Annotated in this window: 21 protein-coding genes; 4 read left to right on the forward strand and 17 right to left on the reverse strand. The window is 69.9% G+C overall.

Annotation, left to right across the window (positions count from 1 at the left end; translation table 11 throughout):
• Positions 1-18 precede the first annotated feature (18 nt).
• Complete coding sequence (locus AL346_RS22775) at positions 19-1,440, reverse strand: amino acid permease (protein WP_156332926.1); 1,422 nt, start codon at positions 1,438-1,440, stop codon at positions 19-21.
• 147 nt (positions 1,441-1,587) lie between these two features.
• Positions 1,588-2,415, reverse strand: a complete 828-nt coding sequence (locus AL346_RS22780; protein ID WP_019404735.1) for a methyltransferase domain-containing protein — start codon at positions 2,413-2,415, stop codon at positions 1,588-1,590.
• Between the two features lie 399 nt (positions 2,416-2,814).
• On the opposite strand from AL346_RS22780, the gene AL346_RS22785 reads away from it, so the two are divergent.
• The gene (locus AL346_RS22785; protein ID WP_019404736.1) at positions 2,815-3,834 is read left to right on the forward strand and encodes a serine hydrolase; all 1,020 of its coding nucleotides are present in this window, start codon (positions 2,815-2,817) and stop codon (positions 3,832-3,834) included.
• 13 nt (positions 3,835-3,847) lie between these two features.
• Here the strand turns inward: AL346_RS22785 and AL346_RS22790 are convergent, their stop codons facing one another.
• The 4 genes from AL346_RS22790 to AL346_RS22805 form a co-directional block, all read right to left on the reverse strand.
• Complete coding sequence (locus tag AL346_RS22790; RefSeq protein WP_019404737.1) at positions 3,848-4,645, reverse strand: sugar phosphate isomerase/epimerase; 798 nt, start codon at positions 4,643-4,645, stop codon at positions 3,848-3,850.
• Positions 4,642-5,649, reverse strand: a complete 1,008-nt coding sequence (locus tag AL346_RS22795) for a hydroxyacid dehydrogenase (protein ID WP_019404738.1) — start codon at positions 5,647-5,649, stop codon at positions 4,642-4,644. Before AL346_RS22795 ends, AL346_RS22790 begins: the two co-directional genes overlap by 4 nt.
• Entirely contained in the window at positions 5,646-7,511 is a 1,866-nt protein-coding gene (locus AL346_RS22800; protein ID WP_053194170.1) for a DUF2264 domain-containing protein, read from the reverse strand. The genes AL346_RS22795 and AL346_RS22800 overlap by 4 nt, the downstream gene beginning before the upstream one ends.
• A gap of 86 nt (positions 7,512-7,597) precedes the next feature.
• Positions 7,598-8,635 (reverse strand): LacI family DNA-binding transcriptional regulator, encoded by a 1,038-nt coding sequence (locus AL346_RS22805; protein WP_019400825.1) that lies wholly within the window; start codon positions 8,633-8,635, stop codon positions 7,598-7,600.
• Positions 8,636-8,778: 143 nt separating this feature from the next.
• Between AL346_RS22805 and AL346_RS22810 the strand changes: the two genes are divergently transcribed.
• Entirely contained in the window at positions 8,779-10,080 is a 1,302-nt protein-coding gene (locus AL346_RS22810) for an ABC transporter substrate-binding protein (protein ID WP_026014889.1), read from the forward strand.
• A gap of 19 nt (positions 10,081-10,099) precedes the next feature.
• Here AL346_RS22810 and AL346_RS22815 read toward each other — a convergent pair whose 3' ends face one another.
• Positions 10,100-11,953: an ABC transporter ATP-binding protein gene (locus AL346_RS22815; protein WP_019400827.1), complete on the reverse strand. Its 1,854-nt coding sequence runs from the start codon at positions 11,951-11,953 to the stop codon at positions 10,100-10,102.
• 121 nt (positions 11,954-12,074) lie between these two features.
• Here AL346_RS22815 and AL346_RS22820 point away from each other — a divergent pair, with 121 nt between their 5' ends.
• Entirely contained in the window at positions 12,075-12,677 is a 603-nt protein-coding gene (locus tag AL346_RS22820) for an exopolysaccharide biosynthesis protein (RefSeq protein WP_019400828.1), read from the forward strand.
• Here the strand turns inward: AL346_RS22820 and AL346_RS22825 are convergent.
• The 5 genes from AL346_RS22825 to AL346_RS22845 are packed head-to-tail and all read right to left on the reverse strand — an operon-like array spanning position 12,650 to position 18,342.
• The gene (locus AL346_RS22825; protein WP_019400829.1) at positions 12,650-12,976 is read right to left on the reverse strand and encodes a hypothetical protein; all 327 of its coding nucleotides are present in this window, start codon (positions 12,974-12,976) and stop codon (positions 12,650-12,652) included. The two genes, AL346_RS22820 and AL346_RS22825, sit on opposite strands and share 28 nt — an antisense overlap.
• Positions 12,977-12,981: 5 nt before the next feature.
• On the reverse strand, positions 12,982-14,025 hold the full coding sequence (gene nrfD / locus AL346_RS22830) for an NrfD/PsrC family molybdoenzyme membrane anchor subunit (protein ID WP_082312694.1): 1,044 nt from the start codon (positions 14,023-14,025) through the stop codon (positions 12,982-12,984).
• Complete coding sequence (locus AL346_RS22835) at positions 14,022-14,897, reverse strand: 4Fe-4S dicluster domain-containing protein (protein ID WP_019400831.1); 876 nt, start codon at positions 14,895-14,897, stop codon at positions 14,022-14,024. The genes nrfD and AL346_RS22835 overlap by 4 nt, the downstream gene beginning before the upstream one ends.
• The gene (gene fdh / locus AL346_RS22840) at positions 14,882-18,112 is read right to left on the reverse strand and encodes a formate dehydrogenase (RefSeq protein ID WP_019400832.1); all 3,231 of its coding nucleotides are present in this window, start codon (positions 18,110-18,112) and stop codon (positions 14,882-14,884) included. The genes AL346_RS22835 and fdh overlap by 16 nt, the downstream gene beginning before the upstream one ends.
• Positions 18,109-18,342 carry a hypothetical protein gene (locus tag AL346_RS22845; RefSeq protein ID WP_019400833.1) on the reverse strand — a complete coding sequence of 78 codons (234 nt, stop codon included), beginning with the start codon at positions 18,340-18,342 and terminating at the stop codon, positions 18,109-18,111. The genes fdh and AL346_RS22845 overlap by 4 nt, the downstream gene beginning before the upstream one ends.
• Before the next feature lie 152 nt (positions 18,343-18,494).
• Here AL346_RS22845 and AL346_RS22850 point away from each other — a divergent pair, with 152 nt between their 5' ends.
• Positions 18,495-19,046, forward strand: a complete 552-nt coding sequence (locus AL346_RS22850; RefSeq protein WP_019400834.1) for a flavin reductase family protein — start codon at positions 18,495-18,497, stop codon at positions 19,044-19,046.
• 30 nt (positions 19,047-19,076) lie between these two features.
• On the opposite strand, the gene AL346_RS22855 is transcribed toward AL346_RS22850, so the two are convergent.
• The 5 genes from AL346_RS22855 to AL346_RS22875 are packed head-to-tail and all read right to left on the reverse strand — an operon-like array spanning position 19,077 to position 24,612.
• Complete coding sequence (locus tag AL346_RS22855; protein WP_019400835.1) at positions 19,077-20,669, reverse strand: FGGY-family carbohydrate kinase; 1,593 nt, start codon at positions 20,667-20,669, stop codon at positions 19,077-19,079.
• Entirely contained in the window at positions 20,669-21,358 is a 690-nt protein-coding gene (locus AL346_RS22860; protein ID WP_026014891.1) for an HAD family phosphatase, read from the reverse strand. The genes AL346_RS22855 and AL346_RS22860 overlap by 1 nt, the downstream gene beginning before the upstream one ends.
• Positions 21,355-22,836, reverse strand: a complete 1,482-nt coding sequence (locus AL346_RS22865; RefSeq protein WP_019400837.1) for a mannitol dehydrogenase family protein — start codon at positions 22,834-22,836, stop codon at positions 21,355-21,357. Before AL346_RS22865 ends, AL346_RS22860 begins: the two co-directional genes overlap by 4 nt.
• Before the next feature lie 4 nt (positions 22,837-22,840).
• Positions 22,841-23,614, reverse strand: a complete 774-nt coding sequence (locus AL346_RS22870) for an L-iditol 2-dehydrogenase (RefSeq protein ID WP_019400838.1) — start codon at positions 23,612-23,614, stop codon at positions 22,841-22,843.
• Entirely contained in the window at positions 23,611-24,612 is a 1,002-nt protein-coding gene (locus tag AL346_RS22875; RefSeq protein WP_019400839.1) for an ABC transporter ATP-binding protein, read from the reverse strand. The genes AL346_RS22870 and AL346_RS22875 overlap by 4 nt, the downstream gene beginning before the upstream one ends.
• Between the last annotated feature and the right edge of the window lie 9 nt (positions 24,613-24,621).

Consider the following 24,621-nt stretch of genomic DNA (forward strand, 5'->3'; position numbering starts at 1 on the left):
CCCGACGGGCCGGGCGCGTCACCCCTCGCGGGTGGCGAGCTTGGCCGTTACTTTGGCCGGTGCGCTACGGCGGCCGAGCAGCACGAAGGGCAGGCCGGCGAGCAGCACGCCCACGCCGACCAGCGCGCCGAGGCCGGTATAGACGAGGCTCGAATAGAGCAGATAGGCGCAGGTCAGGCAGAAGATGGCGGGCGTCAGCGGGTAGAGCGGGGCGCGGAAGGCATTCCGGTGCCCGCCCTCGCGCTCGCGCAGCACGAAGAAGGAAATGCCGACCATCAGCAGGAAGAACCAGAACACAGGCGCCGTATATTCCACGATGGCCTGGAAGCCGACACGGGTGCCCGCCCCGAGGCCGACGAGGAGGAGGGCGATGGCGCTCTGGGCGAGGATGGCGTTGCTCGGCATGTCGGAGCGCTCCTCCCAGGTGCCGATGCGCCCGAGCAGGGGCAGGTCGCGGCCGATGGAATAATAGAGCCGCGCGCCGATGAAGATGGTGGCGTTGAGCGTGCTCAGCGCGGCGAGGCAGACGATGAAGGCGACGGTGAGCGAGGCGCCCGGCCCGAAGAGCTGGCGCAGCGTCTCGGCGGCGACGACGTCGCTCCCGCGCAGGCCCTCGAGGCCGAGGACGTGCAGGAAGGCGAGGTTGGCGAGGAGATAGAGCGCCATGATCGCGAAGACGCTCAGCGCCAGCACGCGCGGCATGTTGCGGCGCACGTCCTTCATCTCGGCGGAGAGATAGGCCGCCTCGTTCCAGCCGCCATAGGTGAGGAGGATCAGCACCATGGCGAGCCCGACGGCGCCTGCGGAGCTCGCGCCGGTTGCCGGCGCCGGCTCGGCGGTGCCGCCGCCGAGGGCGAGGCCGAGGACCGCGATCATCACCACGCAGCCGATGGTGAGGAGGCTGAAGAAGATCTGCAGGCTGCGGCTCTGGCGCGAGCCGACGAGATTGACGCCGGTGAAGACGAGGATCGCCGCGGCAGCGTAGATCGCCGGGCCCGCGGGGCCGAGCGGCACGATCTCCTGGGCATAGTCACCGAAAACGAAGGCGACCGCCGCGATGGCTCCGGTCTGGATGACGGTGAGCCGCGCCCAGGCGAAGAGCAGCGCGAGCGGCCGTCCGATGGCGCGGTCGAGGTAATGATACTCACCCCCGGTGTGCGGATGGGCGGAGCCGAGCTCGGCATAGAGGAAGGCGCCGACGAGCGTCACGAGGCCACCGGCGATCCAGACCGCGATGAAGGCGAATTCGCTGCCGACATTGGCGGCGACGATCTGTGGCGTGCGGAAGATGCCGATGCCGACGACGATGCCGATGAGGATGGCGACGCCGTCGAGGACGCTCAGGCTCGCGTGCGGCGCGGCGGCGCCGCTTCCGGCGGCTCGCGCGGCCGTCTTCACCGACGCTTGGGGGGTGGCTGTGCGTTGCAAGTTTTCCTCCATGGCGCCACGGCGCGGACAGCGGCGAGGGTGCTGTCGGGCAGTGATCTGACGGCTTGCTCCGGCGAGGGGCGCCGGGCTCGGGCATGGCGAAGCGTCTCGGGCGGCCGGCGCCGGCCGCCCGCAGCGGATGGGAATGGGGCGGTCGTCCTAGCTCCTGGTTGCGGTCCAGTCGGACGTCTGGCCGCCGGCGGTGGTGCCCGACATGCTGTCGCCGTCGACGGTGCCGGTATAGGTCACGCCGTTGGCGGTGAAGGTGATCTCGCGGCCGTTCAGGCGCCCGTCCGCGATGGGCGTGCCGCCGAGGGTGCCGCTGATCCTCTGGTATTGCTGCGTGAGGGCGAGATCCTGATCGCCGATCTTCCAGCTGCCCTCGACCTTGGCCGGGACGATCCACATCAGCGCGCGGCACCATTGCTCGCAGCCTGCCACCTGTGCGGTCTCGTCCGGCGGCCAGTCGCCCATGTCGAAGGAATTGGAGACGACGCGCGTGCCGGGCGCCATGTCGAGGAGGATGGGACGAAGCCTTTCGTTGAGCGACGGCAGCAGGAAGAGGGTGACCACCTGCGCCGAGGAGAAGTCGCTCTCGAACAGGTCTGCCTGCTCGAAGGTCGCACGCTCGGCGACGCCCGCCTCGGCGGCATTGCGCTGCGAGAGGGCGACGAGGTCGGGGTTGTATTCGATGCCGTGCGCCCGGAGCCCGCGCTTGGCGGCGGTGATGACGGTGCGGCCGTCGCCCGAGCCGAGATCGACCAGGTAGTCGTCCGGCGTGACCTTCGCCATGTCCAGCATGCGGTCGACGAGCGCCTGTGGCGTCGGCACCCACACGACATCCTTCCCCGGCTGGCCGGATTCGGGCACGTAGGTCTCGCCCTTCGCCTCGGGCGATGCGGCAGGGGCGGCGGATGTCCCGGCCGGTGCCGCCGTCCCCGTTTCGGCCCGCAGGGCGACCGGCGCCAAGACGAGACCTGCCGCCATAAATGCCGCCGCGGCCGCGCGGGCAAGGCTTATCCGCAGACTGCTGGTTGGCGTAATCGTTTGTTGCTGCTCATGCTGAATGTCGCTGGGAGAATGTAACAAAATGTATCGCTGCGACAAATTTTGGTTGAATTCGGCTGACAACGCACTTCTCCCGTGTCTGAGCGTGGTATCGAATCCGCGCTAGACAGAACGGTAATATGAAAGCAGTAGGTTAGTTCATCACATTACGTTGATTGGCCGGCATTTATAGTTGTAGTAAGGCTTTGCTGCGCTTTGGATTCCATAGTGCTCCGCGACGGAAGGAGCTTGCGCCGATGGGCCGATGCTGGCTCCATCGGACGCGCACGGCTGCCGACGAAAGGCCAGGAAGCGACAATGTCAGATCAACCCGGACCGATGTCCCGCCGCGGCTTCCTGTGCGGCAGCGCGGCCGTTGCCACCGGTCTTGCCGCGATCGGCCCGGCTGAGGCCCGACCCGTGCCCGCCGGCGAGGGCGCTCTTCCGGAAATCCTGGCGGAGGCGGCCCAGCTTGCACCGCTCGAGACGGTCATCGTGGCGCGGAAAGGCGAGGTCGTCGCGGAACGGGCCTATGACGGGCATTCGCTGACCGCGACGACCAACATCAAGTCGGCCTCGAAGGCGGTGGTCTCCGCGCTCGTCGGCATCGCGGTCGACCGCGGCCTGCTTCAGGGCGTCGACCAGCGCGTGGCCCCGATCCTTCGAAGCGACGTTCCCGGCGGTGCCGATCCGCGCATCGAGAAGATCACGATCGGCCACCTGCTCTCGATGCAGGCGGGGCTGAGGCCGACGTCCGGGCCCAATTACGGCCGCTGGATCGCCAGCCGCAACTGGGTGCGTGCCGTGCTGGAGCAGCCCTTCGAGGACGATCCGGGCGGGCGCATGCTCTATTCGACCGGCTCGACGCACCTGCTCTCGGCCATCCTGACGAAGGTCTCCGGCCGCTCGACGCTGGCCCTCGCGCGCGACTGGTTCGCGCCCGTCGCGGATTTCGCCATCGGCGGCTGGCAGCGCGATCCGCAGGGCATCTATCTCGGCGGCAACGAGATGGCGATGAGCCCGCGGTCGCTGCTGGCCTTCGGCGAGGTCTACCGCACCGGCGGGCTCGCCGCGGACGGTACGCGGATCATGTCGCGCGCATGGATCGACCGGTCGTGGACGGCGCGGACCAACTCCCGCTACACCGGCGACGGCTATGGCTACGGCTGGTTCCTCAGGGACATCGACGGCCTGGAGATACGCTATGCCTGGGGCTACGGCGGGCAGATGCTCTACATCGTGCCGGGGCTCGATCTCACCGTCGCCGTGACCTCGGACGACAGTCCGCGTCCCACGACGATCGCCGACCGGGACAACCTGCACAATCTGTTCGCGCGGATCGTCGCGGCGGTGCGCTGATGCGGGCGATGGGTCAGGCGTTCGCCGGCGCCCGCCCGTCGCGGTCGAGGAGGTGGCGAAGAGTCGCGGCATCGGCAAGGAATGCCTCCGGCGCATCGTCCCGCACGAATTCCAGCATGGCGTAGCGCACCCCCTCGAAGCGGCTTTCCGGCAGCGCCGCGAAGACGGCCGACCACCACTTCGCGTGGTCGGCGAGCGCATAGCGCCGGCGCGCGCCGTCCCATGCGAAGACATGGACATGGGAGACACGCGTACCGATGCGGGCGATCTCCTCGCAGGCTTCGTCGAGCGGCAGGCCCGGGCGCGGCTGCCAGTAGAGATGGACATTGGCGTGGGCGATCGCGTCCATCAGATTTGCGGCGGAGCCCGTCTCGTCGGTGAGCGAATTCGGGTGGTACTCGAGCGAGACGGAGATGCCGGCCCCGCCCGCCAGCTCACCCATGGCGCGGATGAGGCCGGCCGCCTCGCCGCGCTCCGCGGCGTCGTAGGTTGCCGAGGGACGGTTGCGCCGGCCCGGCCAGATCCGCACGTTGCTCGAGCCCAGTGCGTGACATGTGTCGAGGACGCGGCGGAAGTCTTCGAGGCCGTGGTCCGGCGGGTAGAGATAGGAGCCGTAGGAGGCGGGCAAGAGGCCCGCTTCCTCGGTGATGCGGCGCACGTGCCGCGCCATGGCGACATCGCCGGCGGGCACGTGCACGTCGCCGCCCCATTCGATGGCGGCGAGCCCCGCCTGCCGGGCGAGCGCCACGATCTCCTCCGGTGGCAGCTGCCGGAAGGTGACGGAGCAGAGGGCCGGCGCGAGCGGGATCATGCGAGCCGCTCGAGCAGGGCCGGATGGACCTCGTAGAGCAGCGGCTCGCCGGCGCGGAAACGGGCGATCTCGTCCACCGCCATCTCGCCGAGCCGGGTGCGCTCGGTGCCGACGGCGCCGGCGATATGCGGCGTCAGGAACACGTTCGGCAGGTCGTAGAGCGGCGACGTGGGCGGCGGCACCTCCGGCTCCGTCACGTCGATGATGGCGCTGATGCGGCCGGTGCGCAGCTCGGCGATCAGCGCCTCCTCGTCGACGATGATGCCGCGCGCCGTGTTGATGAGGGTCGCGCCGTCGCTCAGGCGTGCCAGCATCGGCCCCGAGATCATGTGCCGCGTCGCGGGCAGGGCCGGCGCGTGCAGCGAGACGACGTCGGAACGCGCCATCAGTTGCCCGAGGGGCACGGCTTCGACGCCGAGAAGCGCGGCTTCCGCCGCATCGACATGCGGGTCGTAGAGCAGCACGGTGAAGCCGAAGGGCTGCAGCAGGGCGACGACCCGCCGGCCGATGCGCGAGGCGCCGACGATGCCGACCGTCTTGCGGTAATTGCCGATCGGCTCGCCCTTGAGCGCGTCGATGCGCCCGCGGTGGCGATCCTCGCGGTAGAGCCGGTGGAAGCGGAAGACCTGCTTGGCCGCGAAGAGGATGGCCGCCAGCGTGAACTCGGCCACCGGCACCGCATTGGCCTCCGCCGCGTGGGTGACGCGGATGCCGGCGGCATAGACCTCCTCGCCGATGAAATGCTTCACCGTCCCCGCCGCATGGGCGACCAGCCGAAGGTGCGGAGCGAGGCCGAGCACCGCCGCGTCGATGGTCGGGCAGCCCCAGCCCGTCACGAGGATCTCGGTGGCGGCTAGGACGGAACGGGCGCGCGCGTCGTCGAAGCGCTCCAGCGGCACGGGATCGACGATGTGCCCGAGCGTTGCAAGGCGTGCCAGGAGATCCGGCGGCAGCACATGGCCGGTGCGGGCCGGATCCATGGCGAAGGCGATGCCGGGCTTCATCGTGGCGCCTCCTTGATCATGATGGCGCTGACACGCTCGCCCCTGGTGGCGAACAATCGCTCCAGGGTCGGCAGCTCCGGCGCCGGCGGCGGGCTCGCCCACGCCGCCCGGGCCGTCGCGCGGTCCGGGCTCGCGAGCGCCGCCGTGACGAGAAGGCTCTCGCCCGCGGGAACAGTGGCCCGCAGCTGCGGCACCGTGGTCTTGGCGACGATGAGGTTGGTGTTCGGCGCGACCTTGCTGGCGATGCCGCGCCGCGTCACCGTGGAGCCGAGGTCGGCGATGCCGCTGAAGTCCGTGGCGCTCGTGACGCAGGCTCGGCCGTCCGCCTCCTCGATCCTGTCCGCGGCGCCGTCGGCCCGGGCGATGGCAAAGCCGCCTTCGGCGGTCAGGAGCGGCCGCGGCGTCACGATCCGGTGGAGGCGTATGTGCCACAGGCCAGCCGGTACCAGCCAGGTGTCGACCAGGACGTCGGGAAAGGGCCGCCAGCGCGCGAAGAGGCTGTCCCCGGCGATTTGCGCCTCCTCGTTGCCCTCGCGCACGCGGAAGTGCAGGCCGTCGTCGCTGAAGGCGAGCATGCCGTCGAGCGCGGCGAGGCCGAAGTTGCGCTCGTCGCTTTCGACACTGAAGCCGTAGCGGCTCGAATAGACGAACTTGGCGTATTTCTCGGAGCCGAAGCGCATGGCGAGGTTCTCCTGCCCGCAGGAGAGCGCCACCAGGTTGCCGGGGCTCTGCGTCATCACCATGCCCGGATGCCGGAGGGGGACCGGCTCCGACGCCGGCTCGGCCGGCTCTTCCCGGGCCTGCCAGAAAGGGTGGCTCTCGGGCAGCGCCAGCGGCAGGAAGGCCTTGAAGGCCCAATAGGGCGAGCCGGCGGAATTGTAGTTTTCCGACATGAGGAGATTGGGATAGCCGTAGCCGACGGAGAGCACGCCGTCGCGATGCGCGATGGGCTTGTCTGCCCACCAGCGCAGGTGCCTGAGGTAATGGCCCTTCACCACGCCCCAGGGCAGCGCCTCCTCGTCGGCGAAGGCGAGCGCCCCCCAGAAGCCGGCCATGGCGTAGCGATAGGTGAGGCTGCGGCCGAAGGCGAGGGCGCCGCCCGCATCATCGAACCAGTGGCGGATGTCCTGCGCGAACAGCCGCGCCCGCTCGCGGAAACGCGCGGCGCGCGGATCGCCCGGCGCGGCGAGCGCCGCATAGATGAGGCCGTAGAAATGCATGGCGAAGGGGATGTAGTGGTCGATACGGCGCACATTGCCGTCGCGATACCAGCCGTCGCCGAGATACCAGCCGTCGATCTCGTCGAGATAGGCCTCCGTCAGGCTCTCGTCGAAGGCGACGCCGACGTGCTTCAGCCCCATGTCGACGAGGACGCGGAAGAAGCGCCAGTTGTTGTCGGCATAGTCGTGGCGGCGGGCCTCGAGGAGATAGTTCGCGACATTTTTGCGCGCGCGGGCGTCGAGCGGCTCCCAGAAGATGTCGGGGCAGAGGCGCAGCGCCAGCCCGATCACCGCGAGCTCGACGAGCCGCTGGTCGCGCGGGCCGGCCTGGCCGATGAAGCCGGGATGCTCCGGGTCGAGCCCGTTCGCGAGGCCGTCGCGGTACATGGCCCAATAGGCGAAGGGCTCGCCGCCTTTCGCGAGCGGCAGGAGCCCCCAGAGCGGCCGGGCGAAGCCCTCGAAATCGGCCGCGGCACGGTCGAAATGCGCCGCCGCGGCGTCGAGGCGTACGCGCGCGCCGCCGCCCGGGTCGAAATAGGGCAACAGCGGCGCGAAGCTGTCGTCGAGCGCCTTGACGACATCGGCGCGGGTCCGCAGCGGGTTGCCGGCGAAGGGGTTGCTGCGCGAGGGATCGATGGGCATCGGGGGCTCGCCTTGTCTGGGCGGATCGCTGGTGGTGGACGCTGATCTCATGGGCTCTGACGCGGCCCGGCCGGGCCGCCGCTTCCTTACGATCCCGGCGGGGCGACGCTGCCGCCGGCCTGCGGCCGGACCGCGAGCAGCACCTGCCGCGCCGGCTCGTGCGGGGAGGCGAGGCGCGCCTGCATCAGCGCCAGGGCCTCGCGGCCGAGCTTTTCGCGCGGCACGTCCATGGTGGCGAGCCGCGGGCTCGCCATGGCCGCGCAGGGCAGGCCGTCGAAGCCCATGAAGGAGATGTCGTCGGGCACCCGGCGGCCGGCGCGCTGGGCCGCCTCCATGGCTCCGACGGCGATGAGGTCGTTGAGGCACAGCACGGCCGTGACGTCCGTCCCCTCCGCGATGAGGGCCTTCATCGTGTTGATGCCCTCCTGCAGCCCGGTCTCGCCCTGCTTCAGCTCCACGACCGTGCCGCGCGCGCCGGGCGTCGCCGCGATGGCCGCCTCGAAGCCGCGGATGCGCTCGCGCAGGGTCGGCCGGACGCTGCGCGTCAGATAGGCGAGGCGCCGGTGGCCGGCCGCGAGCAGGATCTCGGTCGCCTGCCGCGCCCCGTAGAAGTTCGACGGAGAGACGCAATCGAACTGGAGGCCCGGATCGGCGCCATTGACGAGGACGACGGGGATCCCCGCTTCGCGCAGCCAGCGGCCGGTCGCCTCCGGCGCGTCGACACCCACGAGAAAGAGCCCGCCCGCCCCCTCCTCGGCGAGGTGGCGTTCGAGCTCCTCCCGCGTGATGGCGTCGGCATAGGTGAGGCGCACCGCGAGCGGCATGCCGGCGTCCTCGGCGGCTTCACGGAGCCCCCTGAGCACGCCGTCGTAGAAGGAGCTGAGGTCGGCCGTCGCCTGCACGGCATGGACCAGGGCGACGAGCTGATGACCGGGGCCGGAGGCCTGCCGGCGCGCGAGATAGCCGATCTCTTCCGCCACCTCGAGCACGTGGCGACGCACGCTGTCGCTGATGCCCGGCTCGTTGGCCAGCACGCGCGAGACCGTGCTGATGGAAACGCCCGCCCGGTCGGCGATGTCCGCCTGGCGGGGGCGTCTTGCTGATATGGATGCGGCGTCGGTCATGGGCTCATGTTTGCGTGAGTTAATGCAAATTTGCAATACAAGAAAACATTTGCGCTCATTTTCCTGTTTGCATATCCTTCTGCAAAATTGCGGACCGGCGAGCATTGTCCGGCGTCGGCCGTCATAACCCGGAGGAGGAAATGATGCGCTTGGATCGGCGGAGCTTTCTGAAATCGTCCCTCGCCGCGGGTGCCGCGACCGCGCTGCCGGCGCTCGCCGGCGGCCCCGCGCAGGCGCAGCAGACGGTCCGGCTGCGCGCGACGTGGTGGGGCTCGCAGGACCGGGCCCAGCGCACGCTCGCCGTGGCCGAGCTCTTCTCGAAGACCCATCCGGGCATCTCGGTCATCGGCGAGCCCGTCGGCGGCGACGCCTACTGGCCGAAGCTCGCCACCCAGATGGCCGGCCGCAACATTCCGGATGTATTCCAGCTCGAGCCCAACACGCTGCCGGACTATTCGGGGCGCGGCGCCTGCCTCGACCTCACGAAATTCCTGCCCAAGCCCCTCGACATCGAGGGCTTCGGCCAGCGCATGGTCGATCTCGGGCGCGTCTACGACAATCTCTACGGCGTCGCGCTCGGCCTCAATTCCTTCTCGATGTTCTACGATACGGCAATGTTCGAGAAGGCCGGCCTGCCGGCGCCGACGCCGGACACGACCTGGGATGACTATGCCCGGCTCGTGACGGAGCTGAACAAGGCCGTCGGCCGCCCGGGCGAATACTGGGCCTCGCCGGACGGCAGCCGCTATCACTACGTCTTCCAGGTATGGCTCGGCCAGCGTGGCAAGACGACCTTCTCGGAGGATGGCGGCATCGGCTTCACCGTCGACGACATCAAGGAGTTCTATACCTACTGGCAGGGCCTGCGCGAGAAGAAGGTCATCGTGCCGGCCGACGTCGCCTCCGTCGACGACAATTCCATCCAGAACAACTGCCTCGCGCTCGGCAAGTCGGCCATCGGCTTCACCTATTCCAACCAGCTCGTCGGCTATCAGCTGCTGATCAAGAACAAGCTCGGCATCGCCATGGTGCCGCAGGCGGGCAAGGGGGCTCCGTCCGGCCACTTCTATCGCCCGGCGCTCATCTGGAGCATCGGCGCGAGCTGCAAGAACCCGGAGGCGGCGGCCGAGTTCATCAGCTTCTTCGTCAACGACATCGAGGCGGGCAAGATCCTCGGCGTCGAGCGTGGCGTGCCCATGTCGCCGAAGGTGCGCGAGGCGATCCTGCCCAATCTCAACCCGACCGAGCAGGCGACGGTCGCCTATGTCAACATGCTCGAGGACCGGGTGATGGACTATCCGCCGCCCGCGCCGATCGGCGCCAACGAATACGACCGCAACGTCTTCCGCCCGGTTGCGGACCAGCTCGCCTACGGCAAGCTGACCGTCGCCGAGGCGGCCGAGAAGCTGGTGGAGGACGCGAAGGCGGTGCTGCGCAAGCGCTGAGTCCGCAAGGCGGCGGCCGTCAGCGGTAGCCGGCGGCCTGCAGCTCGAACATCTGCGCATAGCGGCCGCCGCGGGCGACGAGCGCCTGATGCGTGCCGGCCTCCAGGATGCGGCCGCCTTCGAGCACGATGATGCGGTCGGCCATGCGCACGGTGGAGAAGCGGTGAGAGATGAGCAGCGTCGTCTTGCCCGCGCTCAGGTCACGGAAGCGCTGGAACACCTCGTATTCGGCATGGGCGTCGAGCGCCGAGGTCGGCTCGTCGAGGATGAGCACCTCGGCGTCGCGCATATAGGCGCGCGCGATGGCGATCTTCTGCCATTCCCCGCCCGAGAGGTCGACGCCGCCGCCGAAACGCCGGCCGAGCGGCTGCTCGAAGCCGAGCGGCAGCCGGGCGATGATCGCGCCGGCGAGGCTGCGGTCCGCCGCCTCGGCGATCCGCTCGTGGTCGCCCGCCGCGCCGATGTCGCCGATGGCGATGTTCTCTGACGCCGTGAAGTGGAAGCGCACGAAATCCTGGAAGACGACGCCGACGCGGCTGCGCAGCATGTCGAGGTCGTAGTCGCGCAGGTCACGGCCGTCGAGCAGGATGCGGCCCTCCGTCGGATCGTAGAGCCGCGCGAGGAGCTTGACGAGCGTCGTCTTGCCCGCGCCGTTGGCGCCGACGAGGGCCAGCACTTCCCCGGCCGGAATCTCGAGGTCGAGATGCCGGATGGCCCATTGCTGCGCGCCCTCGTAGCGGAAGCCGACGTCCTCGAAGACGAAGCCGGAGCGGATCGGCTGCCGGACGGGCACCGGATCGGGCGGCGAGACGACGCGCGGTGCGATCTCGAAGAAGGAGAACAGGTCCTCGAGATAGAGCGCCTGGCCCGCCACCTGCGAGAAGCCGAGCAGCAGCCCGTCGAGCAGGCCCTTGAGCCGCAGGAAGGAGCCGACGAGGAACGTCATGTCGCCGACGCTGAAGTCGCCCGCCATGGTGCGCCAGATGACGGCGGCATAGGCGACGTAATAGGCGAGGGTGCCGAAGGCGGCGAACAGACCGCCCCAGAAGGCCCGGCGGGTGGCGAGGCGCCGGTTGTCGCGGTACATGGTCTCGGCGAAGCGGCGGAAACGCTCGATGAGGAAGCGCTGGAGGCCGAAGAGCTTGACCTCCTTGGCGGTCTCGATGCTGGAGCCGAGATAGCGCACGTAGTCGAGCTGCCGCCGCTCGGGCGTGCGGAAATAGTCGAGGCGGTAGCCGAGCGCGTTGAACTTCAATTCGCCGAGCAGCGACGGCAGCAGCGCGACGAGCATCAGCAGGATCAGCGAGGGCCAGTAGGCGGCGAGCGCGATCATCAGCGTGACGGCGCCGAGGATGTCCTGAATCTGGCCGAAGACGAGGCCGAGCAGGCTGGTGCGACCCGTGACCTGGCGTCGGGCGCGGTCGAGCCGGTCCTGCTGCTCGCTGCTCTCGAACTGCTCGAGGTCGAGCGAGGCCGCCTTCTCCATCAGGCGGATGCTGGCGAAGTTGCTGTAGGTCTCGGCGAGGAGGCTGTCGACGAGCGAGCTGAGGCGGCCGGAGACATCCGCCACGATCGCGAGGCAAAGCTCCAGCGCCACGAGCGTGCCGACATACGCGAGCCGGCCGCTCCCGATCCAGTCGCCGAGCGACCAGTCGGGATGGGGTACGCGCGCCTCGGCGACGACGGCATCGATGATGAGCTTGCCGATATAGAGCATCAGCACCGGCACGACGGCGCGCGCGAGGCGCAGGGCGATGCTCGCCGAGGTCAGCGCCGGGCTCGCGGCCCAGACGAGGCGGATGAAGGCCGGCAGGTGGCGCAGGGCACCGACGCGTTCGCGGAAGGACTGGGGCGTGCGCAGGACGGTGGCCATGCTGCGTCTCTACCTCTTTCGCGCCCGCCGGTCGAGGTCGCGGCGGATGGCGTCCGGCATGCGGCATGGATCGTTTCGCCGGGCCGGGCGTTCCTCCAGGACGCAATAGCGAGGAGCGAGGATGACGAGCCAGCAGGTCGCGGGGCCGCCGGCGGTGCAGAACCTGCAGCAGGTTCTCGACCGCATCCGCAACGCGGGGGAAGAGGAGACCGTTTCCGTCGACGACGTTCTGCAGTCGATCGGGCCGCGGTCGTTCGGGGCGCTGCTGCTGGCGCCGGCCATCATCATCATCACGCCGCTCAGCGGCATTCCGGGGCTGCCGACCATCGGCGCCGCCATCATCGCGCTGATCGCCGCCCAGATGCTGCTCGGCCGCAAGCACTTCTGGCTGCCGCGCTTCCTGCGCTGCCGCTCGGTGCCGCGCGAGCGGCTCGACAAGGCCGCGACCTGGCTGGCGCGCCCGGCCCGGATGATCGACCGCCTGGTGGGGCCCCGTCTCAGCTTCCTGACGGAAGGCCCCTTCGCCTATCTCATCGGGCTGCTGTGCCTGTTGCTCGCGCTCCTCATGCCGCCGCTCGAGATCGTGCCCTTGAGCAATTCGCTGACCGCGACGGCGATTGCCCTGTTCGGGCTGGCGCTCGTGGCGCGCGACGGCCTTCTCGCGATCCTCGCCACGCTGTTCATGGCTGGTGCGATCTACGTCGGCTTCGCCTTCATCACCTGAGCGTCGCATTCGGCGACGAGGGCCCGCAGGCCATCGCGCGTCTGCACGATGCGATGGTGGTGAAAGCCGATCAGCGGGAATTCCGCGCCATAGGCGAGGCTCATCAGGGCATTGGCCCTGTCGCGACAGTCCGGTGTCGCCTTGCCCTCGCGCGCCTTCTCGATGATGCGGTTGCGCAGGCCGGCGAGACGGCGCATGGCCTCGGCAATCTCCTCGTGCGGCGTCTCCGGGCCGCCGGTCACCAGCGCATCGAGCGCCGCCAGCGTCTCCTGCGCCTCGTTCAGCGCCTCGTCGTCCATGATCCTCATCGCGGCGGCCCCAGGCGAATGACGGAACGGTCGCGCGGCAGGTTCTCCGGTTGCGCGAAGCGGAAATAGGCCCGCGGCTTGCGCGCGCTCGCGTGGCCGGCATTCATGGTGCCGTGCCTGAGCAGGAAGCCGCCGGCGATGACGGCGAGCGAGCCGACCACCGACAGGGCGGGGGCTCTTTCGCGCGTCAGCCGGTGCAGCGCATAGGCGGCGAGCGGTACGGCCCCGCCGATGACGAGATCGCCCAGTTCGAGCCGGCGTCCCTGCGGGCTCTCGCTGACCTCGTCGAGCCCCTTGTCGTGCCGCTGACGCCGGGCGCCGAGGCTGGCGACGAGGTGGGCCGCCGTGGCGAGCGCCGCGAGCCGGTCGAGCCGCCGGCTGTTGTCGGTCCGCCCGCCCCAGCGCTCGGCCAGCGAGAGGGTCGCGGCGGCCGAGGCGACGGCGGAGGTCGCGAACTGCAGCCCCAGCCAGCGCGGTGCCGCGGCCCAGAAGGGCGTGCTCGTCGAGGCCATCAGCGCGGCGGTATAGGTGCTGGCGCCGGCGCCGGTGAGGCCGGCCCCGACTTGAGCGACATCGGCGGAGCGGCGCACCAGACGCGCGAGGCGTCCCCGGCCGGACCGCAGCTCGCCTAGGGCGGACAGCCAGCTCAGGCCGCCGAAGGCACCGAAGATGTAGCTGCCGAAGGACATGGGCGAGGTGGGGCGCAGGATGCGCAGCATGTTGTAGAAGCGCTTCGGCGTCTTGAGGTCCGCGATGAGGAGCCCCGCCCCGACGGCGGACCCGATGCTCGACAGGAAGCGCGCGTTGCGCAGGACGCCGTGATAGCGCTGCCTGTCCAGCGCCTGGCCGATGGCGGCGATGGCCTGGGCGGCGCCGGCAAGGCCGGTGAGGAAGATGTAGCTGCTGACCGTCCAGTCCCAATGCGCCGCCTTCAGCGCCGGCCGGTCGTAATAGGTCTCGCCGCGGTAGCGGCCGTGCCGGGCGGGAAGCGACGGCTGCCCGACGGCCGCCTGGCGAGGGCGCATCGTAACCGCCTTCATCGTCCGCCTCCGTTGCGCGTGCCGGCGAGCAGCGTCACGGCGGCGGCGGCGAGCCCGGCGAAGGCGACGAGGCCGGCCCCGAGCGCGGCCCCGATGCGCTGGGACGGGCGGGTCGGGGCGGACGGCAGGTTGTAGACCTCCGGGCGGTCGACGAGGAGGAAGAAGGCGTTGAGCCGGCCGAGGCCGCCGGTCGCGCCCGGCGCGTCGGGCGTGCCGTAGAGATAGGCTTCCTCGACGCCTTGCGCCTTGAGTTCCTCCACCCGGTCGCGGGCGGCGGCGTCGAGCTCGGACAATTCGCCGAAGCGGATGGAATCCGTGGGGCACACCTTGGCGCAGGCGGGCTCGAGGCCGCCCTTGAGCCGGTCGTAGCAGAGCGTGCACTTGTGGGCCTTGCCGTCGCAGTCGTCGATGGCGACGACGCCGAAGGGGCAGGCGGGCACGCAATAGCCGCAGCCGTTGCAGATGTCCTGCTGAACCACGACGGTGTCGAACTCGGTGCGGAAGATGGCCCCCGTCGGGCAGGCGTCGAGGCAGGGGGCGTTGGCGCAGTGCTTGCAGACGTCGCTCATCATCAGCCATCGGCTGGGCACGTCGGCATCCCGCTCGTGGTCCTGCGCCGGCCGGACCTGCTCGATGAAGGCGACGTGACGCCAGGTGGTGGCGGAGAGCGCGCCGGTATTGTCGTAGCTCATGCCGGTGAGCGACATGTCCTCCGCCGGCAGCTGGTTCCACTCCTTGCAGGCGACCTCGCAGGCCTTGCAGCCGATGCACACGGTGGTGTCCGTGAAGAAGCCGTAGCGCTTGCCCGGCTCGATGCGGACGCCGGCGGTGCGCTCGGCCTCGGTCGTATAGGGCGTCAGCTGCTGGTCCATGGCTCCCCTCTCCGGCCGTTCCGTTCAGGGCGCCGCGCCAGGCTTCGCGTGAGCCGCCCCTTGCGCAGCGCACAGGTCAGCGCCTTGTTCTCGTGCATGCTGGTGTTGCCGTCGCCGACCACGGCCGTCAGCACATTGGCGATGTCGCCGGTGGCATAGCCCTCCCAGCCGAAGTGCCACGGCAGGCCGATCTGGTGGACGGTATGCCCGTCGATGCGGAACGGACGCAGCCGGCGCGTGATCATGGCGCGCGTCTCGATCTCGCCGCGTGCCGTCGCCAGCACGATCCAGTCGAGCTGGCGGATGCCCAGTTCCTCGGCGAGCTCGGGCGGGATCTCGGCGAAGCCTTCGGGCTGCAGCTCCGCCGTGTGCGGCACGCCGCGCGTCGGGGTGCCGCCGCAATGGTGCTCGGTGAGCCGGTAGGTGGTGAGGACGTGCGGGTGGCGCGGGTCGGCGACCGGGTGGAGCGGATTGCCCGGCCGGCGCCAGCGCTTCGCCACCGGGCTCGCCTGCTGGCGGTACATCGGGTTGTGAACCGGGCTCTCGACGGGCTCGTAGTGGGCCGGCAGCGGCCCGTCCTTCAGCCCGGACGCGGTGAACAGGGCGCCGCGGCCGTCCGGCATCATGATGAAGGGTTCGTCCCCGCGCAGCGCGTCCATGCCCTCGGGCTTCTTCGACCAGTCCGGCCGGTAGTCCGGCCGCTTGTCGGGCTCGAAGTCGATGCCGTCGTGGCTCTGCCAGGCGCCCTTCGCCTCGTCCCACCAGACGAGGCGCTTGCGCTCCGACCAGGGACGGCCCTCGGGATCGGCGGAGGCGCGGTTGTAGAGCACGCGGCGGTTGTCCGGCCAGGAGAAGGCCCAGCCGCGATGGGTGCCCGGCCCGTCCGGGCCGTCGGCCTCGCGCATGCGCGTCTGGTTGTGGCTCTCTTCGGGAAAGCAGCCGCAATAGAGCCAGCTGCCGCAGGCGGTGGAGCCATCGGCCGCGATCTCGCCGAGGTTCTTCAACTGGCGCCTGTCGGGAAACGTGTAGCCGTTGATCTCGCGCAGGACGTCCTCGGCCTCGACATCGTCGCGCGGCCCCTTTGTGCGGTAGTCGAAGGTCAGGTTGCGGATCGGCGCGTCCCGCTCGGCCGTGCTGTCGGCATAGAGCGCCTTCAGCCGGCGGCCGAGATGATAGAGGAACCAGAGCTCGGAGCGGCTGTCGCCCGGCCCGTCCACCACCTTGTCGTGCCACTGCACCAGGCGGTGGGTGTTGGTGAAGCTGCCTTCCTTCTCGCCGGCGAGCTCCGCCGGCATCACGAAGATCTCGGTGCCGATCTCCTCCGGACGGATCTCGCCGTCGCGCACCGCATGGCCGTTCTGCCAGAAGGTGGCGGATTCCACCATGTCGGTGTCGCGCACGACGAGCCAGTCGAGCTTGCCGAGCCCGCGCTGGATAAGCTTCGAGTTGCTGCCGCCCATGACGACGTTCTGGCCGAGCAGGAAGAGGCCGCGGATCATGCGATCGTCCATGGCCAGCGTCAGCGCGAGCTGCGAATGGTCGCCGACGATCTTCGGCAGCCAGTGATAGCCCCAGCCGTTGTGCGGGCCCGCGGCCTCGCCGTACCAGGCGCGCAGCAGGCTCGTCATGTATTTGGGGAAGTTGTACCACCAGCCGGTCGGGATGGTCTCGTCGTCGAGGAAGCTGTCGAAGTCGCGGGCCTGCGGCTTGAAGGCGTTGGGCTGCGGCAGGTAGCTCGGCAGCATGTTGTAGAGCGTCGGGATGTCCGTCGAGCCCTGAATGCTGCAATGGCCGCGCAGCGCCAGGATGCCGCCGCCGGGCCGGCCGATGTTGCCGAGAAGCGCCTGCACGATGGCCGCGGCGCGGATCATCTGCACGCCGATGCTGTGATGGTTCCAGCCCACCGCATAGCAGATCGCCCCCGTCCGCTCGCGGCCGCAATTGCGTGTCAGGGCCTCGGCCACCTTGAGGAAGGTCTCCTGCGGGCAGCCGGTCACCCGCTCCACCATCTCGGGCGTGTAGGGGGCGTAATGGCGCTTCAGGATCTGGTAGACGCAGTTCGGATGTTCGAGCGTCGGGTCCTGCGGCGGCGGTCGCTCGTGCAGCCGGCCGGTCAGCTCCGAGAAGGATTCGGCCGTGTCGAGATAGTGCTCGGCCAGCGCGGAGGGGACGACGACGCCCTCGTACTGCCAGCTGTCGAAGTCGTAGGAGTTCTTGTCCGGGTTCCAGCCGGAAAACAGCCCGTCGAGGGCCGCGGCGTCCTTGAAGTCGCCCTCGATGATCGTGGCGATGTTCGTGTAGGGCAGCACGTAGTCCCGGAACATCAGGTCGTGCTCGAGGATGTAGCGGATGATGCCGCCGAGGAAGGCGATGTCCGTGCCGGCGCGGATCGGCGCGTGGATGTCGGCGAGGGCGGAGGTGCGGGTGAAGCGCGGGTCGACGTGCATCACCGTCGCGCCCTTGCGCTTGGCCTCCATGACGAAGCGGAAGGCGATCGGGTGCGCTTCCGCCATGTTCGAGCCCATGATGAGGATGCAGTCGGAATTGGCGAGGTCCCACTGGGGCATGGTCGCGGCGCCGCGCCCGAAGGAGGCGGCGAGGCTCGGTACCGAATTGGCGTGGCAGACGCGCGCCTGGTTCTCGATGAAGACCATGCCGAGGCCGCCGCCGAACAGCTTCTTGATGAGGTAGTTCTCCTCGTTGTCGAGCGTCGCCCCGCCGAGCGAGGCGATGCCGAGGGTGTGATTGACCTTCGTGCCGTCCGGCAGGGCCTCGACGAAGGTCTCGTCGCGCGTGCGCTTGACGAGCTGCGCGATGCGCTCCATCGCCCAGTCGAGCGGCCGCTCCTCCCAGCGATCGGAGTGGGGCGCCCGGTATTTCACCTTCGTCAGGCGGTCGGGGTTGCTCATCAGGCTGAACAGCGTCGCGCCCTTCGGGCAGAGCGTGCCGGCGTTGATCGGGCTCTCGGGGTTGCCCTCGACATGGGTGATGCGCCCGTCCTCGGCATAGACGAGGACCGAGCAGCCGACGGCGCAATAGGGACAGACGCTGACGCCGACATGATCGGCGTGCTCCAGCCGCGGCCGCAGGCGCTCCGACAGGGTGCTGCGCGCGGCGTCCGACCTGTGGTCCTCGCCCCTGAGCTGCCGCGGCAGCGACCAGTCGCGCAGGAAGGAGGCGGCGCGGCGCCCGAGTGTCTGCCGGTTCGCCGTCATCGCCGGGCCGTCCCGGCCGCCGTGACATCCTCGGCGAGCCGTGCGGCCCGGCCCGGTGCGTCCTCGCAGCGGACGGTCACGGACGCCTTTCGCCGTGCCAGCTCCTCGAGATCCTGCGGCTCGAGCGGTGCGCGCCGCGACAGGATGAAGAGTTCGGAGCGGCCGTCGGCCATGTAGAGCCTGAAGCGGCCTTCCTGGCAGACCCTGATCACTCCCGTCATCGCCGCCATCGCTCATCTCCTTTCGGGGGAACCCGGCGAACAGCGAGGATGGCGGAATGGTTCCAGCGGTCCGGCCGCCTGTCGCCGGCGATGCACGGTTCGATGACACCGCGCGAGCGGCGGAGTAGGATTGCCCTTCGTCCTGCCGAGGAGACGAGACCATGCAGGAGATGCCCGCCTCCAAGGCCTACCGTCTGCTCGAGGCCGGCCCGATCGTCCTCGTCGCGACCGTCCGCGACGGAAAGCCGAACGTGATGACGATGGGCTTCCACATGGTGATGCAGCACACGCCGCCGCTGATCGGCTGCATCATCGGCCCGTGGGACTACAGCTTCCGCGCTTTGCGCGACAGCGGCGAATGCGTCATCGCCATCCCGACGGTCGATCTTGCGGCGAAGGTCGTCGACATAGGCAACTGCTCCGGCGAGAACACCGACAAGTTCGAGACCTTCGGCCTCGCCTCCGCCCCCGCGCGCGATGTCGCCGTGCCGCTCATCGCCGACTGCCTCGCCAATATCGAATGCCGGGTGGCGGACGCGAGCCTGGTGGACCGCTACAATTTTTTCATCCTGGAGGCGGTCCGCATCTGGATCGACGCCGACCGCAGGGAAAGGCGGACGCTCCACCACCGGGGCGACGGCACCTTCACCGTCGACGGCCGCATGATCGACCTCCGGGAGCGGATGGTGAAGTGGAAATACCTGCAGGATTGAGCGGAGGCCGCCCCGTTTAGGGCGCCCCGTCTATCCGTCGGTCGACCAGAGACCTTCCGCCAGCCCCGCGAGCGCGCGGCGCTGCTCGTGCATGGCGAGGAAGATGCGGTAGTCCCGTTCGTAGCCGGCCCGGCGCGCCGGGTCGGGCGCACGGTGGCGCAGGGCCGGGCGCATGGCGCGGCAGGCACCGGCAAGCGAGGGATACAATCCCGCAGCCGCGGCGGCGGCCATGGCGGTGCCGAGCAGCATGGCGTCGTCCGCGCCGGTTTCATGGACGGCGCAGCCTGCGGCATCGGCATAGAGCTCCATGAGCAGCGGATTGCGCAGGTGGCCGCCGGTGACGTGCAGCGCCTCGGCCGGCACGCCGCTCGCCTTCAGGTGGTCGAGGATGTGGCGCACGCCGAGCGCGATCGCCACGGCCGTGCGGAAATAGAGCCGGCAGAGCCCGTCGAAGGAGGCATCGAGCGTGAGCCCGCTGATCACGCCGCGGGCGTGCGGATCGGCAAGCGGCGAGCGGTTGCCGTGGAAGTCGGGCAGGACGTTGAGGCCTGCGGCGAAGCGGGAGCCTTCCTCGGCACGCAGCACGGCGATGCGCTCGACGATCCGCGCGTGCAGCCGCGCATCGGGCGTGCCGCCGGCGGCGTGGACGCGCACGACATGGTCGAGCAGCGCCCCCGTCGCGGACTGGCCGCCCTCGTAGACCCAATGGCCGGGCAGGGCGGCACCGAGATACGGTCCCCACACGCCGCTCACATAGACCGGCTCGCGGGAAAACCCCATGAGGCAGCTCGACGTGCCGGCGATGAGCGCCAGCCGCCGCCCGACGTCGTCCTCGCCGCCGATGACGCCGAGCGCCCCGGCGAAGGCATCGATGAGGCCGGCGCCCACCGCGCAGCCGGTGTCGAGGCCGAGGTCGTCGGCGGCCTCCCGCGTGAGGGTGCCGAGCCGGGCGCCGACCGGGCTCGCCGCCTCGGGGAGGTTACCGCGTGCCGTGAGATCGGCGAGGCCGACCGCAGCGAGAAAGTCGCGCGCCCAGCCGCCGGCATGGGGCAGGTAGGTCCATTTCGCCGTCAGCGTGCATTGCGAGCGGGCAGTGGAGCCCGAGGCGCGCCAGGTGAGGAAATCGGCAAGGTCGAAGAAATGCCCGGCCGCGGCCCAGGCCCGGGGCAGGTTGCGCTTCAGCCACATCAGCTTCGGCACCTGCATCTCCGGCGACATCACGCCGCCGATGTGGTCGAGCACCCGGTGGCCGGTCGCCGTGCATTCGTCAGCCTCGGCGAGCGCCCGGTGGTCGAGCCAGACGATGGTGTCCCAGCGCGCCTCGCCGTCGGTCGAGACGCCCAGCGGCCGGCCGTCCGTGTCGCGCACGACGAGCGAGCAGGTCGCATCGAAGCCGATGCCGGCGATCGCCTCGGCCGGCGCGGCGGCAACGGCGCGTGCCGTCCGCACGGCGGTGCAGACGGCGCGCCAGATGTCCTCGGAATCGTGCTCGGCATGGTCCGCCCGCGGGCGGTTCATGGCGATGGGGTGCTCGCCGCGTCCGAGAAGCCTGCCCGTCCGGTCGAAGATGCCGGCGCGGGCGCTGCCCGTTCCCACATCGACGGCGCAGACGAGGTCGCGCATCAAGGCCCCGTTCGCTCGAGCGCGCCGATCAGCGCCGGCAGCTGCCGCATGTCGTCGAAGATCGCATCGGGGCGAAGGGCCGCCGCCGCCTCGCGCAACCCGCAGCGGGAGGCATGGGAGCCGCCGGTGAAGGCGAGGACCCGCATGCCCGCGCGCCTGGCGGCCTCGATGCCCGCCGTGCTGTCCTCGACGACCACGCAGGCGGCCGGCGATGCGCCCATGGCGCTCGCCGCATGCAGGAAGAGGTCGGGTGCCGGCTTGCCGTTCTTGACCATGCTCGCACTGTATATGTGCGGCTCCAGCCTTTCCAGCAGCCCCGTGACGGCGAGCGACAGGCGGATGCGCTCGGGCTGGCTGGAGGAGGCGACGCAGCGGGGCATCGTGAGCGCGTCGATGGCCTCGGCGACGCCGGGGATGGGCCTCAGCTCGCTGCGGAAGCGCTCGTAGAGCAGCGTGCGCATGTCGGCGAGGTGGCCGTCGGTGATGGCGAGGCCGAATTCCTCCTCCATCGTCGCTGCAACCGACGTGATGGAGCGGCCGAGGAAGCGGCGGTAGGCGATCTCCTCCTCGAGGAGGACGCCCGAGCCGGCGACGACCTCGCGCAGGACGGCGATGGAGATGGGCTCGCTGTCGACGAGCACCCCGTCGCAGTCGAAGATCACGAGTTCAGGCAGCACCGGCCGTCTCATCCTCCCTCGACAAAGCGCCGCAGCACCTCTCCGGTGCCGTCGCGCCAGAGCGCCGTCAGCGCCGCGGCGAAGGCGGAGCGGAACGCATCGGAGCGCCCGACATCGCCGAAAATGTCCTCCATGGCAAGCCAGGCTAGGGGATCGTTGCGCGCGGCGGCGGCCGCGGCCGTCAGCCGGTCCCAGTTCGGGTCGTTGGGCGCGGTCGTTGCGCCGCTCTCCGTTGTGCCGAAGCAGTAGCGGCACCACAGCGCCACCTCGAGGGCGAGGCCCGCGACCGGCAGGCCCTGGCGCAGCCGGTCGGCCACCGTCGGCAGGATGAACTTCGGCTGCCGGTTGGAGCCGTCGAGGGCGAGGCGGCGGATGGTGTCGCCGATCTTCGGATTGGCGAAGCGCTCCTCGATGAGACGGAAATAGGCGGCGAGGTCCGTGTTCGGCACGGGCGGTACGACCGGGATGATCTCCTCGTGCTCGATCTTGTCGAGAAAGGCGCGGATCAGTGGGTTCTCCATCGCCTCGTGCACGAAATGGATGTCCATGAGGGCGGACGGATAGGCGATGACCGCATGGCCGCCGTTGAGGATGCGGATCTTCATCGTCTCGTAGGGCGAGACGTCCGGCACGAATTCCACCCCGACCCGCTCCAGCGCCGGCCGCCCGGCCGGGAAGCGGTCCTCCAGCACCCACTGGCGAAAGCCCTCGCAGAAGACCGGCCAGCCGTCGGCGATGCCGTAGTCGCCGGCCAGAAGCTGCCGCTCGCGCTCGCCCGTCGCCGGCGTGATGCGGTCGACCATGCCGTTGGGGAAGGCGACGTTGTCGGCGATCCAGGCGGCGAGATCCGCATCGAGGAGGCGGGCAAGGCCGGTGACGGCATCGCGCGTTACCGTGCCGTTGTGCGGGAGGTTGTCGCAGGACATGACCGTGAAGGGCACGGTGCCCGCGGCGCGGCGGCGCTTCAGCCCGGCGAGAATGAGGCCGAAGACGGTCTTCGGATCGTCCGGGGCTGCTGCGTCCGCCCGGATCTCCGGGTGGTCCGGGTCGAAGGTGCCGGAGGCCGGGTCGATGAAATAGCCGCCTTCGGTGATCGTCAGCGAGACGATGCGGATGGCGGGATCGGCGAGGGCCGTGAGGATGGCGGCGGTGTCGCCCGGCTCGAGAAAGCCGACCATGGGGCCGGTGATGCGGGCGGTGCTGGCGGAGGCCTCCTGCTCGACCACGGTCGTCAGGTAGTCCTGCGCGGCGAGCAGCCGCCGCATCTCGGCATCGGCGGGGCGGACGCCGGCGCCGAGAATGGCCCAGTCGTGGTCGAGCCCTGCATTGAACAGATCGTCGAGGTAGAGCGCCTGGTGGGCCCGGTGGAAGTTGCCGATGCCGAAGTGGAGGATGCCGGCCGAAAGTCCGCCGCGGTCATAGGCTGGCACGCGCGCCTGTCCGGCGATGGCGGGCAGGTTGGCGGCGCAGAGGGGGAGGGGAGTGTCCATGGCCTCAACTCATCCAGTTGCCGCCGTCGACATTGTAGGTCTGCGCGACGACGTAGTCGGACTCTGGCGAAGCGAGGAAGATCGCCATGCCTGTCAGATCCTCCGCCCGGCCCATGCGCCCGAAGGGTACGGCGGCGCCGACCTGCCGCTTCTTCTCGCCAGGGGGCAGGTTCTCGTAGCGGGCGAAGAGCGCATCGACATGGTCCCAGTGCTCGCCCTCGACCACGCCGGGGGCGATGGCGTTGACGTTGATGCCGTGCGCGATGAGGTTGAGCCCGGCCGACTGGGTGAGGCTGATGACGGCGGCCTTGGTGGCGCAATAGACGGCGACCAGCGGCTCGCCGCGCCGGCCGGCCTGGCTCGCCATGTTGATGATCTTGCCGCCCTTGCCGCGCGCGATCATGCCCTTCGCCACGGTCTGCATGACGAAGAGCGTGCCCGCCACGTTGACGGAGAAGAGCCGCTCATAGCTCTCGCGCGTGATGTCGACGATGGGCGCGAGGTCGAAGAGCGCCGCGTTGTTGACGAGGATGTCGATGCCGCCGAAGGCCTCTTCGACCGCCGCGATCGCCGCGTCGATGGAATCCTGCCGCGTGACGTCGAGTTCGACGGCTATCGCCGCCGGGCCGATCGCATCCGCGGCCTGCCGTGCCCGCGCGAGGTCGATGTCGGCGATGGCGACGCGGGCGCCCTCGCGCACGTAAGCCTCCGCGAAGGCGCGGCCGATGCCGCGCGCGGCGCCGGTGATGAGGGCGGACTTTCCGTCGAGGCGTCTCATGAGAGGGCCATCCCCTTGTCGTCGAAGCGGTGGATCTTGCCGACCTCGGGCGCGATGCGCAGCGTCTCGCCCGGCCGGGCGGCGAACTCGCCGCTCATGCGGGCGGTGAGCGGCCCGACGCCGTCGATGGTGAGGTGGAGATAGGTGTCGGAGCCGAGGTGCTCGGCGACGCCGACCTTGCCTTCCCACAGGCCGTCGCTGGTGGAGAGGGCAAGGTGCTCCGGCCGGATGCCGATGGTGGCGGCGCCGAGCTTGCGGGCCGCCTCGCCGGAGAGGAAATTCATGCGCGGCGAGCCGATGAAGCCGGCGACGAAGAGGTTCTTCGGGTTGCGGTAGAGCTCGAGCGGCGAGCCGACCTGCTCGACGCGGCCGGCGTTCAGCACCACGATCTTGTCGGCCATGGTCATGGCCTCGACCTGGTCGTGGGTGACGTAGATCATGGTGCGCTTCAGCTGCTGGTGCAGCTCGCTGATCTCGAGCCGCATGGCGACGCGCAGCGCCGCATCAAGGTTCGACAGGGGCTCGTCGAAGAGGAAGGCGACCGGATCGCGCACGATGGCGCGGCCGATGGCGACGCGCTGACGCTGGCCGCCGGAGAGCTGGCGCGGCTTGCGCTCGAGATAGTCGGTGAGGTTAAGGATGCGCGCCGCGTCCGCGACCTTGCGCTCGACCACGTCCGAGGCGAGGCCCGCCATCTTGAGCGGGAAGGCGATGTTGCCGCGCACGCTCATGTGCGGATAGAGCGCATAGGACTGGAACACCATGGCGAGGCGTCGCCGCGCCGGCGGCGTCTCGGTCATGTCCTCGCCGTCGATGAGGATGCGCCCGCCGGACACGTCCTCGAGCCCGGCGATGAGCCGGAGCAAGGTGGATTTGCCGCAGCCGGAGGGGCCGACGAAGACGACGAACTCGCCGTCGGCGATGTCGAGGTCGATCGCGGGGATGACGACGGCGTCGCCGAAGGTCTTGGAGACGTTGTCGAGAACGATGCTGCCCATGGCGGGTCT

This window comes from Chelatococcus sp. CO-6, assembly GCF_001271345.1.
GTDB classification, from domain to species: domain Bacteria; phylum Pseudomonadota; class Alphaproteobacteria; order Rhizobiales; family Beijerinckiaceae; genus Chelatococcus_A; species Chelatococcus_A caeni.